The sequence below is a fragment of the Holzapfeliella sp. JNUCC 72 genome (assembly GCF_053668685.1).
This window is the reverse complement of the sequence record NZ_CM132220.1, coordinates 17866-32366: the sequence shown is the minus strand read 5'-3', so window position 1 is coordinate 32366 and position 14501 is coordinate 17866. Positions and strand designations below refer to the sequence as shown.

Sequence of the window (14501 nt, the reverse complement as noted above, 5' to 3'; positions counted from 1 at the left end):
GGCGTTTTTATTTTGTCTTTTTTAGATAACTTTTAATATCATTTTGCGATCTGGAGCTGGATAGTCTTGATCCAAAACAGCTAGTTCATCTGGCGATAAAACAATATCACTAGCCGCAATATTTTCTTGCATATGGCCAACTTTGGCGGCTTTAGGAATTGTGATTAAATTATGATCACGAATAACCCATGCCAGTAAAATTTGGTGTGGCGTAGCTTGGTGAATTTCGGCAATCTCCTTTAAATTATTTGTGATTGCAATTGAATCGCCAAAGCCTGACCCAAATGGTGAATAGCCAACTAAAGCGATGTCTTTTTCTTTTTGAAATGGCATTAAATCATACTCAATACCTCTTGATTCAATATTATATAAGACTTCATTTGCGGCAACTTTATCGCCACCTTCAACGGCCAGTAACTCTTTCATGTCATCAACATCAAAGTTTGACACTCCCCAGTGACGAATAAGCCCTTCTTGTTGTAGTTCATTTAATCCTGCAACAGTTTCTTCTAGTGGTTCATCACTTCGCCAATGTAGCATATATGTATCTAAGTAATCAGTTTGCAATCGTTTCAAACTAGCCTCTAAACTTTGTCTCATATCACCTTTTGACGCATTATGTGGGTAAAATTTAGACGTCAAAAATATATCTTCCCGTTTATAATCTTTAATCACTTTTCCAACGAGTTCTTCAGCTAGTCCATTACCATACATCTCAGCTGTATCAATCATATTAATACCACGATCTAAGGCATACTTCATCGCTGTTATTTCTTCAGCAGTTTTAATTTCTGAACCTTCGCCCAAGTACCAAGTTCCGATACCGAGCTCACTTATTTTTTCGCCTTGATAGTCTAAAATTCTCATGATATCACTCCTTATTCCTATTATACCAAATCCAATTCCTTCACGATAATAAGAGGGTATTTCCTTACTAAAATTTATGAAAATTGGGCTGATTTTCACCACATTTTGCGGTAAGATTAGTAATGTTTTCTCTAATTAATATCAACCAGAATAGAAGGAATGTGATGACCGTTTTAGTACTTAGTGGTGCCATTGGCGCCGGAAAATCAACCCTTACCCAAATCATTGCCGATGAATTAGGTACAACGCCTTTTTTTGAAGAAGTTCAAGATAATCCAATTTTACCTTTATTTTATGATAATCCTGAAAAATATGCTTTTTTATTGCAAATCTTTTTCTTAAATAAACGTTTTGCTTCCATTAAAAAAGCGCTAACACATCGTCACAATGTTTTAGACCGCTCAATCTATGAAGACGCTTTGTTCTTCCAAATGAACGCTGATATGGGCCGTGCGACTGATGTCGAAGTCGATTTATACAACGAATTGCTTGATAATATGATGGAAGAACTTGATGGCATGCCTAAAAAACATCCTGATTTGTTAATTCATATCAATGTTTCTTACGAAACTATGATTAAACGAATCAAAAAACGTGGCCGTTCATATGAACAGATCGACCAAAATCCAGATCTCGAAGATTATTATAAGCGTTTACTAGACTACTACAAGCCTTGGTATAACAACTATAATTACTCTAAGAAAATGATTATTGATGGCGATAAATACGATTTTATTGCAAATGAAGATGACCGCCAAACTGTTATCAAGCTAATTAAGGATAAATTAGCAGAATTAGATGAAGACTAATCTTAAGATTAGTCTTTTTTCGTACGCTTTTTTATTTTTTGATGGTAATGTTTGGTTTTCAAACGTTTAAGAAAGTGTTAAGATATTAGTATATGATTTTAAAAATAAAAACGCGAACATTATATTTCGCAATCGGAGGAAAATATGGATAAAGTTAAATCTTATTTCATGTTTGATAAATTCAATACAAGCTGGCAAACAGAAATTATTGCCGGTTTAACGACTTTTATTAGCATGTCTTACATTCTATTTTTAAACCCTAACGTTTTAGGAGACGCTGGAATGGATAAAGGTGCTGTCTTTACAGCTACTGCTCTAGCAAGTGCTTTAGGTTGTATCTTAATGGGAGTCTTTGCACGCTATCCCTTCGCCTCGGCGCCCGCACTAGGAGTTAACGCATTCTTTGCTTATACAGTTGTTATTGGAATGAAGATTCCTTGGGAAACCGCTCTTGCGGGTGTTTTCATTGCTTCAATCTTATTCATCTTAATTACTGTCTTTAAATTACGTGAAAAGATTATTGATGCCATTCCTGCTAACATTAAACAAGCAATTTCAGCTGGTATCGGAATGTTTATTGCTTTTATCGGACTTAAAAATGGTGGTTTAATTCAAAAAAGTGATTCTACATTAGTTGCTTTAGGTTCATTAAATGTACCCGCAACTTGGATTACAATTTTCGGATTACTCGTAACTGTTATTTTAATGGTTAGAAATGTTAAAGGTGCTGTTTTCATCGGAATGGTATTGAGTGCTATTTTAGGAATGGCAACAGGTTTGATTGCACTTCCTAGTTCAATCGTTGCAACACCACCAAGTCTTGCACCTACATTTGGAGTTGCTTTAGCACATGTTGGTAACATCAATACACTACAACTTGCAATCGTTGTTTTAACATTCTTGCTGGTTACTTTCTTTGATACAGCAGGTACTTTAGTTGGTCTTGCTGAACAAGCTGGTTTTATGAAGAATAACAAGATGCCTCGTGTTGGTAGTGCATTAATGTCTGACTCAGTAGCTATGTTAGTGGGTTCATTGCTAGGAACTTCACCAGTTGGTGCTTACGTTGAATCTTCAGCTGGTATCGCTGCTAAAGGTCGTACAGGTATCGTTGCTATCGTTGCTGGTTTCATGTTCATTTTGAGTTTATTCTTCTCACCATTATTGGCTGTAATTATTAATCAAGTGACTGCTCCAGCACTTATTATTGTAGGTACTCTGATGGCAAGTTCACTTGCAAAAATTGAATGGGATAAATTTGAAATTGCAGTTCCTGCTTTCTTAATTATTATCGGTATGCCACTAACTTACTCTATCTCAGATGGTTTAGCATTAGGTATGGTTGTTTATCCATTCACAATGCTTGCTGCCAAACGTGGTAAAGAAGTTTCACCTATCATGTACGGTCTGGCTGTCGTATTTATGATTTTCTTATGGATGTTAAATATCAAATAGTAGCCTATATATATAAAGAGGATCACCAAGTAATTGGTGATCCTCTTTTTTTGTCTCTGATTTTAATCTAGCGGACTTCCCCGTACAGTTGACTATAAAGCGTCGGACTCTACAAAGCAGTAAAATCCTCTTCTCTGGATATTTAAATATATGAGTAGTAGAGAACATAGCATTACTATAAAATCCAAATATGCTCACTTGATTGCTTATTTAAGGACACAATATCGGACAACAGATTACTCTGGCAAAAGCAATTCAATTGCAACTGTCTATGTGTTTTTATTCTACTATTGTCCCTCATGTGAGATTCTTTCATAAAGGTCTTCTCTGACCACAGATAAATACTTCAATAGTCAAAATAAGCCTTTATTTACTTCCCAATTATCAAAGAAGGGGGGAGAAACAAGTAATCTTTAAAAAGTCTTTTAGAAAGCAATCCTTAGCTCAAATTACTATAGTTTCTATCTAAGAACTAAGAATATTGTTTTGTTTATGCATCAAAAAAACCGTAAACATATATTAAATATGCTTACGGCTCTTACTTGTAACTTCAACTCCGGTTGTCAGACTCGAACTGACGACAGCTTGATTAACAGTCAAGTGCTCTACCAACTGAGCTAAACCGGAATAAAAAAAAGCGTGGCAACGTCCTATCCTCGCAGGTAGTCACCCACCAACTACTTTCGGCGTTAAGAAGCTTAACTTCTGTGTTCGGCATGAGAACAGGTGTAACCTTCTTGCTATCGCCACCACACTTTTATTTACCTTGAGTGCTGAACACTCAAAACTGAATATGATTTATTTTCCAAAAGCCTACCGCTTAACTTGGTTAAGTCCTCGACTGATTAGTACTAATCCGCTCCATATATTGCTATACTTCCACTCTTAGCCTATCGACCTCATCATCTCTGAGGTGTCTTACTTCCTTAAAGGAATGGGAAATCTCATCTTGAGGGGGGCTTCGCACTTAGATGCTTTCAGCGCTTATCCCGTCCATACATAGCTACCCAGCGATGCCCTTGGCAGAACAACTGGTACACCAGCGGTATGTCCATCCCGGTCCTCTCGTACTAAGGACAGCTCCTCTCAAATTTCCAACGCCCGCGACGGATAGGGACCGAACTGTCTCACGACGTTCTGAACCCAGCTCGCGTGCCGCTTTAATGGGCGAACAGCCCAACCCTTGGGACCGACTACAGCCCCAGGATGCGACGAGCCGACATCGAGGTGCCAAACCTCCCCGTCGATGTGAACTCTTGGGGGAGATAAGCCTGTTATCCCCAGGGTAGCTTTTATCCGTTGAGTGATGGCCCTTCCATGCGGTACCACCAGATCACTAAGCCCGACTTTCGTCCCTGCTCGACTTGTAAGTCTCGCAGTCAAGCTCCCTTATACCTTTACACTCTGCGAATGATTTCCAACCATTCTGAGGGAACCTTTGGGCGCCTCCGTTACACTTTAGGAGGCGACCGCCCCAGTCAAACTGCCCACCTGACACTGTCCTCTACCAAGATAATTGGCAAAAGTTAGAGGATTCATAAAACAAGGGTAGTATCCCAACAATGTCTCCATGAAAACTAGCGTTCTCACTTCATCGACTCCTACCTATCCTGTACATGTTTCACAAATACTCAATATCAAGCTACAGTAAAGCTCCATGGGGTCTTTCCGTCCTGTCGCGGGTAACCAGCATCTTCACTGGTAATATAATTTCACCGAGTCTCTCGTTGAGACAGTGCCCAAATCATTGCGCCTTTCGTGCGGGTCGGAACTTACCCGACAAGGAATTTCGCTACCTTAGGACCGTTATAGTTACGGCCGCCGTTTACTGGGGCTTCAATTCAAACCTTCGCTTACGCTAAGCTCTCCTCTTAACCTTCCAGCACCGGGCAGGCGTCAGCCCCTATACGTCATCTTTCGATTTAGCAGAGACCTGTGTTTTTGATAAACAGTTGTTTGGGCCTATTCACTGCGGCTGATTTAAAATCAGCACCCCTTCTCCCGAAGTTACGGGGTCATTTTGCCGAGTTCCTTAACGAGAGTTCGCTCGCTCACCTTAGGATTCTCTCCTCGACTACCTGTGTCGGTTTGCGGTACGGGTACAATACATCTAACTAGAAGCTTTTCTCGGCAGTGTGACATCAACGACTTCGCTACTATAATTTCGCTCCCCATCACAACTCATCCGTATAATTATAAGCATTTGACTCATAATAAAACTTGTTGCTTGGACGTGCTCTTCCATTCGCACATTCGTTTAGCCTGCTGCGTCCCTCCATTGTTCAAACAATGCATCATAGTACAGGAATATCAACCTGTTTTCCATCGATTACGCCTTTCGGCCTCATCTTAGGTCCCGACTAACCCTGGGAGGACGAGCCTTCCCCAGGAAACCTTAGTCTTTCGGCGGATAGGATTCTCACCTATCTTTCGCTACTCATACCGGCATTCTCACTTCTAAGCGCTCCAGCAGTCCTTACGATCTACCTTCTTCGCCCTTAGAACGCTCTCCTACCACGTGTTATAAATAACACATCCACAGTTTCGGTATTATGCTTAGCCCCGGTACATTTTCGGCGCAGCGTCACTCGACTAGTGAGCTATTACGCACTCTTTAAATGAATGGCTGCTTCTAAGCCAACATCCTAGTTGTCTACGCAATGCCACATCCTTTTCCACTTAGCATAAATTTTGGGACCTTAACTGGTGATCTGGGCTGTTTCCCTTTCGACTACGGATCTTATCACTCATAGTCTGACTCCTGGATATAGATCAATGGCATTCGGAGTTTATCTGAATTCAGTAACCCTTGACGGGCCCCTAGTCCAAACAGTGCTCTACCTCCACGATCCTTTACTCCAAGGCTAGCCCTAAAGCTATTTCGGAGAGAACCAGCTATCTCCAAGTTCGTTTGGAATTTCACCGCTATCCACACCTCATCCCCGCACTTTTCAACGTACGTGGGTTCGGTCCTCCAATGCATTTTACTGCATCTTCAACCTGGACATGGATAGGTCACTTGGTTTCGGGTCTACATCATGATACTTATTCGCCCTATTTAGACTCGCTTTCGCTTCGGCTCCGTCTCTTCAACTTAACCTTGCATCATAACGTAACTCGCCGGTTCATTCTACAAAAGGCACGCCATCACCCATTAACGGGCTTTGACTACTTGTAGGCACATGGTTTCAGGATCTATTTCACTCCCCTCCCGGGGTGCTTTTCACCTTTCCCTCACGGTACTGGTTCGCTATCGGTCACTAGGGAGTATTTAGCCTTGGGAGATGGTCCTCCCGGATTCCGACTGGATTTCTCGTGTCCAGCCGTACTCAGGATACTACTTTGGTATAAACAAGATTTCAAATACAGGGCTGTCACCTTCTTTGGCTGAGCTTCCCAACTCATTCTTCTATCTTATTTAAGTCCGTTATTGTAGTCCTACAACCCCAAGAAGCAAGCTTCTTGGTTTGGGCTCTTTCCGTTTCGCTCGCCGCTACTCAGGAAATCGATTTTTCTTTCTCTTCCTGCAGGTACTGAGATGTTTCAGTTCCCCGCGTCTTCCTCCTGCATGCTATGTATTCACATACAGATACTAAGATTACTCTTAGTGGGTTCCCCCATTCGGATATCTCTGGATCAAAGCTTACTTACAACTCCCCAAAGCATTTCGGTGTTTGTCCCGTCCTTCATCGGCTCCTAGTGCCAAGGCATCCACCATGCGCCCTTTATCACTTAACCTGTGATTTCTCTTTAATTTACTCTTAAAAACGCGGTGTTTGATTATCTTTTCGATAACCTCGGCTTTTGGTTCTTAAATCATATTCAGTTTTCAATGTTCAACCGACAACTTTCGTTGTCTATGGAGGTTAACGGGATCGAACCGATGACCTTCTGCGTGCAAGGCAGACGCTCTCCCAGCTGAGCTAAACCCCCAGGTTTATTAACTATTCAGTTAAATGGGCCTAAATGGACTTGAACCATCGACCTCACGCTTATCAGGCGTGCGCTCTAACCAGCTGAGCTATAGGCCCAATCCATTATGCTCCATTTTGAGAAGTAAACCTCTCAAAACTAAACAAAGTTTCAAATGTGTGTTTCCGTATATCCTTAGAAAGGAGGTGATCCAGCCGCAGGTTCTCCTACGGCTACCTTGTTACGACTTCACCCTAATCATTTGTCCCACCTTAGACGGTTGGCTCCAAAAGGTTACCTCACCGGCTTCGGGTGTTACAAACTCTCATGGTGTGACGGGCGGTGTGTACAAGGCCCGGGAACGTATTCACCGCAGCATGCTGATCTGCGATTACTAGCGATTCCAGCTTCATGCAGGCGAGTTGCAGCCTGCAATCCGAACTGAGGATGGTTTTAGGAGATTAGCTAAACCTCGCGGTATCGCTGCTCGTTGTACCATCCATTGTAGCACGTGTGTAGCCCAGGTCATAAGGGGCATGATGATTTGACGTCATCCCCACCTTCCTCCGGTTTGTCACCGGCAGTCTCACTAGAGTGCCCAACTTAATGCTGGCAACTAGTAATAAGGGTTGCGCTCGTTGCGGGACTTAACCCAACATCTCACGACACGAGCTGACGACAACCATGCACCACCTGTCATTTTGTCCCCGAAGGGAAAACCTAATCTCTTAGGTGGTCAAAAGATGTCAAGACCTGGTAAGGTTCTTCGCGTTGCATCGAATTAAACCACATGCTCCACCGCTTGTGCGGGCCCCCGTCAATTCCTTTGAGTTTCAACCTTGCGGTCGTACTCCCCAGGCGGAGTGCTTAATGCGTTAGCTGCAGCACTGAAGGGCGGAAACCCTCCAACACTTAGCACTCATCGTTTACGGCGTGGACTACCAGGGTATCTAATCCTGTTTGCTACCCACGCTTTCGAGCCTCAGCGTCAGTTACAGACCAGAGAGTCGCCTTCGCCACTGGTGTTCTTCCATATATCTACGCATTTCACCGCTACACATGGAGTTCCACTCTCCTCTTCTGCACTCAAGCTAATCAGTTTCTAATGCACTTCTCCGGTTAAGCCGAAGGCTTTCACATCAGACTTAATTAGCCGCCTGCGCTCGCTTTACGCCCAATAAATCCGGACAACGCTTGCCACCTACGTATTACCGCGGCTGCTGGCACGTAGTTAGCCGTGGCTTTCTGGTTAGTTACCGTCAAATAATAAACAGTTACTCTTATTATCTTTCTTCTCTAACAACAGAGTTTTACGAGCCGAAACCCTTCTTCACTCACGCGGCGTTGCTCCATCAGACTTTCGTCCATTGTGGAAGATTCCCTACTGCTGCCTCCCGTAGGAGTTTGGGCCGTGTCTCAGTCCCAATGTGGCCGATCACCCTCTCAGGTCGGCTACGTATCATCGCCTTGGTAAGCCATTACCTTACCAACTAGCTAATACGCCGCAGGTCCATCCTAAAGTGATAGCCGAAACCATCTTTTAAATAAGAAACATTCGATTCTTATTGTTATGCGGTATTAGCATCTGTTTCCAAATGTTATCCCCCGCTTTAGGGTAGGTTACCCACGTGTTACTCACCCGTCCGCCACTCGTTTGGATTCTTAGTCAAGTAGTGCAAGCACTACCATCATAAGAGCAAACTCGTTCGACTTGCATGTATTAGGCACGCCGCCAGCGTTCGTCCTGAGCCAGGATCAAACTCTCATTTTAGATTGTTTGACTTGCTCTTTTTAAAACTTACTAGCGAATTGACTTCGCTCATTGCTTGGGGTTAATTACCCCCACACATTTATGCGAAACTTTGTTCAGTTTTCAAAGGTCTACTTTGTTTAACAACTTCTTTATTATATCAAAGCTGATAACCAGTGTCAAGAAGTTTTTTAAATTATTTTTTTTCTTATGAAAGAATAATTTGTTTGTTCAACTTGACGACTTAATTAATATACCATGTTTTCTTTTGCTTTGCAACTCTTTTTTGAAATCTTTTTAATTTCGTTTGAGCTGCTTAGCTGTCGCTTTTCAACGACAAAGACTATAATAGCATCCCTGTTTCTTTGGGTCAACCTTTTTTCCTATTTTTCTATAAAAAAAAGAAGCACTATGACTTCTTCTTGTATAAGAAGGCAAAGGCTCCCAGAAACATCCCTAAATAATAGGTAATAAAACGCCATAAGAATAGGGCTAACACTAGTTGGGGCTGAGCTAGTCCAAATGTTGAGAACAACATCTTGAAGCTGTACTCTGCTCCCCCTGCTCCTCCTGGCAAAGGAAAAATAGAGGTAATCATCACAATCATAATGTGCATAAAAATAACAGTCAGAAGGTTAGCCTTCACGCCGAGTGCTAGCAAAACAAAATACGGAATGGCATAAAACACAACTAATTGCATCATTGTGTATAATACAGCCCACATTACTTTTTTCTTCTCGTTCTTCAAATGCTGTCCTTCATTATAGAAGGTATCAATCTTTTCATCGACAGCTTCTTCCCATTTTACTTTTTTACCTTGTAGATTTCGCTTAAGTTCAGTAACTTTTTCGGTTCTTGAACGAATAGCAAATCCGATAAAATCATAAAATTTGTCAATAAAGTACACACCAATATTTAAGAATGTGTGCATCATTGTTTTGGTAAATTTATATTGGAACATTACTAATAGAAGAAACACGATAGCAAACACATGAATAATAAACCCAAATAAGATCAAAAAGGCTAATCCGCCAAAGTGTTGAGCAACTAATTGAAACCCAAAAATCATTGTCAAAATAAAGTTCACCAGTACCGCCAATTGGTAAATGATAAATTTAGTCATTAACAGCGAACTCGCACGCCCAACTTCAACCCCCATTGTAGACAACGCGTAAAGTTGCGCTGGCTGTCCACCAGATGAGAATGGCGTAATAGCATTGAATAAGGCTTGTACTAACGGTATGCGATAAAACTGCCACATCGAGTACTTCGATTTTTCTTTACCTATCAGCAATACTTTCAAAATCAAAGATTCAAAGTAATAAGCGACAATCATACACAAAAACGCAATAGCTAAGTAAAACCAATTGAATTTTTTTGTTGCGTTAACTAAGTGTGAAAACGGCACATCTTTTGCTTCAAGCCAAAAAATAAATGACCCAAATAAAAGCATCCCGATAAACCATAATTTATTTTTCCTAGTCATAAGTCCAGCTATCCTCTACTTTGATTATTTTCTTTAGCAATTTTGTATTGTTCTTCATAAAACTGCTTCCAAATTTTAGTTAAGTTTTCTTCAGAGTATCTGTCTGAAGCTGTCCTTGAAAAGGATTTTAATTCGTCTAATCGATTATCGTCGTGAATTAATTCACGGATTTTAGCTTGCATTTCATCTGCATCTTTACAAGACTCATAGTATCCATCAATCACAGCACGGTATAGTTCTAAGTCTCTCAGCATAACAGGAGTCCCTGTACTGAATGCTTCTAGTACTGACATTGGGAATAACTCATCAAATGAAGGTAATAAGAATAGGTTTGCCATATTAAGATAATCAACAAGCTGATCTCTTGGAATAATTCCTGTGAAAATTAAGTTTTTAGGCGGATTTTTAACGACCTTATTTAGTTGTTCATAGCCATCTGTAATTTTTCCAAAAGAAAAACCACCAGCCCAAATAAACTGTAAGTCCGGATTTTGTTCTGCTAATTTAACAAAATCAAGCACACCTTTTCTTTGCTGCACTTGACCATCACCAAAAATAACAAATTTATCTTGATCGATGTTATACGCTTTTCTCAGTTCTGCTTTTTGCTCTGCTGTCTTTTCATAGAAGACATCTTTGGTCACAAAGTTTGGAATATATTTGATTTTTTCACGTGGAATACCATATTGTGTTAGCTTATCAATAAAAATCGGGTTAACTACTACAATCTGATCCATTCGTTTATAAAAAGAGATGACATATTTATAAAATACTTTTCGTGCAATCCAAGGTAATTTAATACTGCCTTCAAGTGTTTCAGGTAAGAAGTGAACATAACCAATTTTACGTCCTCTTTTACGGCTGAATGAATTCAAATAAAAAGAAGGGTTAATGGTGTGGTAGTGCGTAAGATCTACCGGTTGTTTTTGATTAATCGTCACTTCAAAAGTCTCTTTCAAATGCTGATCTAATAATCGAATCAATTCTTTGTATGCACTACCGACTCCTTGTCCTTGTACCGAGTCTGCATGCGAAAACATATTAATTTTGATCACTTGTATACTCCTTATGACACTATACTAATTAGTTCTCATCAATAACTGTTTGATAGAACTTCTCTACTTTTTCACCGAAAGTATCGGCTGATATTTCTTCTAACTTTTCTTCCAATAATTCAGGTTTAATCTTGCCTGGACCTTCTTGTAAATAATCAACAATTTCTTGATACATTTCTTCATGGTCTGTAAATGTTCGACCGTATTCGGGTGTATTAAATAGTCGATCAGTATATTCCCCACTGAACACAACACATTTAGTTCCAGTTGCCATCGCTTCAATGTAAGTCAACCCTTGTGCTTCCGTATCACTTGCTGAAACAAATAGGTCTGCCATTCGATAATAACTGCCTACTTTTTCATGAGGAACCGCCCCAATAAACTTAACTGAATCAGCTACTCCTAATTCTTTAGCTTCATTTTGCAGTGTTTTTAAATCAGGACCATCCCCAGCAACAATCAAAACGATTCCTTTTACTGACTCAATCAGTTTAGGCATTGCTTCAAGAATACGACTGATTTTCTTTTCCATTGAAATACGACTCAATGTCAAAATAACAGGCGTATCAGCTGATAACCCTAGTTCTTCTCGTAAACCACTATTATAACTATCGTTAAGGCTGTTAAGTTCAATTCCTGTTGGAATAATTTCTATTGGTTGTTTAACCCCATAACTTTCTAGTGTTGTTTTAACACGCAAACTAGGTGCAACAACGCCTTTTGTATGATGTAAAAATGCACGTGTAAAGCGTTTAACGTGAACAGGCTTTAATAGATGACCATTTAACACATAGTGTAAATAGTCCTCATACATCGTATGATAAGTATGAATTACTGGGATTTTTAGGCTTTTAGCAACATATTTTCCAATCCACCCCATCGAAAATTCGGTTTGCGTATGGACAATATCTAAGTTTAACTCTTTAGCGATTTCTGTAGCGTGAAAGAGTCCCCTGTACACAACACGTCTATCTGTAAAAGAAATAAACGGCACACTACCAAATCTAAACACATTAGGTTCAGAATCATCTGATGATACTTTTGGGTCGGTTGTTGTAAATATAAAAACGGAATGCCCAAAATTTTCCAAGCTATTTTTTAAAGTTTGAATTGACGTTGCAACACCACTAATTTGTGGAAAATAAGTATCCGTAAAAATCCCAATATTCATATCATGTCCTCCTTATTACTATCTTATTAAGTATACCGGTTATATTTCTCCACTTCAAACAGATCACAGTTAAAAAAAGTTAAAGAATTAATCGATATAAAAGTTAGTTTTTGTAATTTTTACAAAAATAAAAACCCTAATAATTAAATAATTATTAGGGTTCTATTTGTTCGTATAAGCATTAAGATACCGGTGATCGGGGTCGAACCGATACGCCCATAATGGGCACTGGATTTTGAGTCCAGCGCGTCTGCCAATTCCGCCACACCGGCATAATAAAATTCCATAATCCTAAAATAGCCCAAGTGAAAAGGCGGTAGTCGGATTCGAACCGACGATAAAGGTTTTGCAGACCTCTGCCTTACCACTTGGCTATACCGCCAGAAACATATAAGATTATATTGGGTTAGCTGGATTCGAACCAGCGCATGACGGAGTCAAAGTCCGTTGCCTTACCGCTTGGCTATAACCCATTAATAAGGGCGGTATATGGGGTTCGAACCCATGTATGCCGGATCCACAAACCGGTGTGTTAACCACTTCACCAATACCGCCGTGATAACAAAACAGGGATAGTAGGAATCGAACCCACATCGACGGTTTTGGAGACCGTAGTTTTGCCGTTAAACTATATCCCTATTCAATGGAGGAGAGTGGATTCGAACCACCGAACCAATAATGGGGCGGATTTACAGTCCGCTGCGTTTAGCCACTTCGCTACTCCTCCGGAAAATGGCTCGGGACAGAATCGAACTGCCGACACACGGAGCTTCAATCCGTTGCTCTACCAACTGAGCTACCGAGCCAATACGGTCCCAACCGGATTTGAACCGGTGATCTCCTGCGTGACAGGCAGGCGTGATAACCCCTACACCATGGGACCATTTTATTATATTGCGGGAGCAGGATTTGAACCTACGACCTTCGGGTTATGAGCCCGACGAGCTACCAGACTGCTCCATCCCGCGATAATAAAATTATTAAATTAAAAGGAGGATGTGGGATTCGAACCCACGCGCGGTTTGACCCGCCTGACGGTTTTCAAGACCGTTCCCTTCAGCCGGACTTGGGTAATCCTCCGATATTAAAATGACCCGTACGGGATTTGAACCCATGATACCGCCGTGAAAGGGCGGTGTCTTAACCACTTGACCAACGGGCCTGAATAAAAAATACGGAGAAGGAGGGATTTGAACCCTCGCGCCGCTTTCGCAACCTACACCCTTAGCAGGGGCGCCTCTTCAGCCACTTGAGTACTTCTCCATAAAATGGGCCTAAATGGACTCGAACCATCGACCTCACGCTTATCAGGCGTGCGCTCTAACCAGCTGAGCTATAGGCCCATATTTATAAAAGCGGGTGACGAGAATCGAACTCGCGACAACAGCTTGGAAGGCTGTGGTTTTACCACTAAACTACACCCGCATATATAAAATAATGATTAATAAATCATACGGTCCCAACCGGATTTGAACCGGTGATCTCCTGCGTGACAGGCAGGCGTGATAACCCCTACACCATGGGACCATTTTATTATATTGCGGGAGCAGGATTTGAACCTACGACCTTCGGGTTATGAGCCCGACGAGCTACCAGACTGCTCCATCCCGCGATAATTATTTAAGTAGTACATTACAATAGTCCATCGAGATGGACCTTGTAGGACTCGAACCTACGACCGGACGGTTATGAGCCGTCTGCTCTAACCAACTGAGCTAAAGGTCCAAGATACCAATAGCGGCGAAGGGGATCGAACCCCCGACCTCCCGGGTATGAACCGGACGCTCTAGCCAGCTGAGCTACACCGCCACAAAAAATATATTCAGCAACATTTGCTGCTATCGGGAAGACAGGATTCGAACCTGCGACCCCCTGGTCCCAAACCAGGTGCTCTACCAAGCTGAGCTACTTCCCGAATATGCACCCAGTAGGACTCGAACCTACAACCTTCTGATTCGTAGTCAGACACTCTATCCAGTTGCGCTATGGGTGCATC

The 14501-nt window shown here is 41.4% G+C and carries 6 protein-coding genes, 23 tRNA genes and 3 rRNA genes; 2 read left to right on the top strand and 30 right to left on the bottom strand.

Annotated elements, in window-relative coordinates; genetic code table 11:
- Positions 1–21: 21 nt before the first annotated feature.
- Entirely contained in the window at positions 22–867 is an 846-nt protein-coding gene (locus JNUCC72_RS00265) for an aldo/keto reductase (protein ID WP_454143775.1), read from the bottom strand.
- Positions 868–1031: 164 nt separating this feature from the next.
- Between JNUCC72_RS00265 and JNUCC72_RS00260 the strand changes: the two genes are divergently transcribed.
- Entirely contained in the window at positions 1032–1676 is a 645-nt protein-coding gene (locus JNUCC72_RS00260; protein WP_056974694.1) for a deoxynucleoside kinase, read from the top strand.
- Positions 1677–1820: 144 nt separating this feature from the next.
- Positions 1821–3131: an NCS2 family permease gene (locus tag JNUCC72_RS00255; protein ID WP_454143773.1), complete on the top strand. Its 1311-nt coding sequence runs from the start codon at positions 1821–1823 to the stop codon at positions 3129–3131.
- Between the two features lie 554 nt (positions 3132–3685).
- On the opposite strand, the gene JNUCC72_RS00250 is transcribed toward JNUCC72_RS00255, so the two are convergent.
- The 29 genes from JNUCC72_RS00250 to JNUCC72_RS00110 form a co-directional block, all read right to left on the bottom strand.
- Positions 3686–3758: transfer RNA gene (locus JNUCC72_RS00250), tRNA-Asn, on the bottom strand.
- Positions 3759–3768: 10 nt separating this feature from the next.
- Positions 3769–3885 (bottom strand): 5S ribosomal RNA (gene rrf, locus JNUCC72_RS00245).
- A gap of 71 nt (positions 3886–3956) precedes the next feature.
- A 23S ribosomal RNA gene (locus JNUCC72_RS00240) occupies positions 3957–6869 on the bottom strand.
- A gap of 122 nt (positions 6870–6991) precedes the next feature.
- Positions 6992–7064 (bottom strand) — tRNA-Ala (locus tag JNUCC72_RS00235).
- Between the two features lie 24 nt (positions 7065–7088).
- Positions 7089–7162: transfer RNA gene (locus JNUCC72_RS00230), tRNA-Ile, on the bottom strand.
- An 80-nt stretch (positions 7163–7242) separates the two neighbouring features.
- Positions 7243–8814: ribosomal RNA gene (locus JNUCC72_RS00225) — 16S ribosomal RNA — on the bottom strand.
- The 16S, 23S and 5S rRNA genes sit together here with 3 tRNA genes alongside, the layout of an rRNA operon.
- A 388-nt stretch (positions 8815–9202) precedes the next feature.
- Positions 9203–10279, bottom strand: coding sequence for a lysylphosphatidylglycerol synthase transmembrane domain-containing protein (locus JNUCC72_RS00220; protein WP_454143771.1), 1077 nt, complete (start codon positions 10277–10279; stop codon positions 9203–9205).
- A gap of 8 nt (positions 10280–10287) precedes the next feature.
- The gene (locus JNUCC72_RS00215; protein ID WP_454143769.1) at positions 10288–11334 is read right to left on the bottom strand and encodes a glycosyltransferase family 4 protein; all 1047 of its coding nucleotides are present in this window, start codon (positions 11332–11334) and stop codon (positions 10288–10290) included.
- Between the two features lie 28 nt (positions 11335–11362).
- On the bottom strand, positions 11363–12505 hold the full coding sequence (locus JNUCC72_RS00210) for a glycosyltransferase family 4 protein (protein ID WP_454143767.1): 1143 nt from the start codon (positions 12503–12505) through the stop codon (positions 11363–11365).
- A gap of 187 nt (positions 12506–12692) precedes the next feature.
- Positions 12693–12777: transfer RNA gene (locus tag JNUCC72_RS00205), tRNA-Leu, on the bottom strand.
- A gap of 39 nt (positions 12778–12816) precedes the next feature.
- A tRNA-Cys gene (locus JNUCC72_RS00200) sits at positions 12817–12887 on the bottom strand.
- A gap of 19 nt (positions 12888–12906) precedes the next feature.
- Positions 12907–12978: transfer RNA gene (locus JNUCC72_RS00195), tRNA-Gln, on the bottom strand.
- 8 nt (positions 12979–12986) lie between these two features.
- Positions 12987–13059, bottom strand: a tRNA-His gene (locus tag JNUCC72_RS00190).
- 13 nt (positions 13060–13072) lie between these two features.
- Positions 13073–13143 (bottom strand) — tRNA-Trp (locus JNUCC72_RS00185).
- Between the two features lie 6 nt (positions 13144–13149).
- Positions 13150–13232, bottom strand: a tRNA-Tyr gene (locus JNUCC72_RS00180).
- Between the two features lie 6 nt (positions 13233–13238).
- Positions 13239–13311: transfer RNA gene (locus tag JNUCC72_RS00175), tRNA-Phe, on the bottom strand.
- A 4-nt stretch (positions 13312–13315) separates the two neighbouring features.
- Positions 13316–13388, bottom strand: a tRNA-Asp gene (locus JNUCC72_RS00170).
- A gap of 11 nt (positions 13389–13399) precedes the next feature.
- Positions 13400–13473: transfer RNA gene (locus tag JNUCC72_RS00165), tRNA-Met, on the bottom strand.
- A 22-nt stretch (positions 13474–13495) separates the two neighbouring features.
- Positions 13496–13585: transfer RNA gene (locus JNUCC72_RS00160), tRNA-Ser, on the bottom strand.
- 10 nt (positions 13586–13595) lie between these two features.
- Positions 13596–13667: transfer RNA gene (locus JNUCC72_RS00155), tRNA-Glu, on the bottom strand.
- Between the two features lie 13 nt (positions 13668–13680).
- Positions 13681–13768, bottom strand: a tRNA-Ser gene (locus JNUCC72_RS00150).
- Between the two features lie 6 nt (positions 13769–13774).
- A tRNA-Ile gene (locus JNUCC72_RS00145) sits at positions 13775–13848 on the bottom strand.
- Between the two features lie 11 nt (positions 13849–13859).
- A tRNA-Gly gene (locus tag JNUCC72_RS00140) sits at positions 13860–13930 on the bottom strand.
- A 29-nt stretch (positions 13931–13959) separates the two neighbouring features.
- Positions 13960–14032 (bottom strand) — tRNA-Asp (locus JNUCC72_RS00135).
- Positions 14033–14043: 11 nt separating this feature from the next.
- Positions 14044–14117: transfer RNA gene (locus JNUCC72_RS00130), tRNA-Met, on the bottom strand.
- A 39-nt stretch (positions 14118–14156) separates the two neighbouring features.
- Positions 14157–14230 (bottom strand) — tRNA-Ile (locus JNUCC72_RS00125).
- Positions 14231–14240: 10 nt separating this feature from the next.
- Positions 14241–14314 (bottom strand) — tRNA-Met (locus JNUCC72_RS00120).
- A gap of 32 nt (positions 14315–14346) precedes the next feature.
- A tRNA-Pro gene (locus tag JNUCC72_RS00115) sits at positions 14347–14420 on the bottom strand.
- A gap of 4 nt (positions 14421–14424) precedes the next feature.
- Positions 14425–14498, bottom strand: a tRNA-Arg gene (locus JNUCC72_RS00110).
- Positions 14499–14501 lie beyond the last annotated feature (3 nt).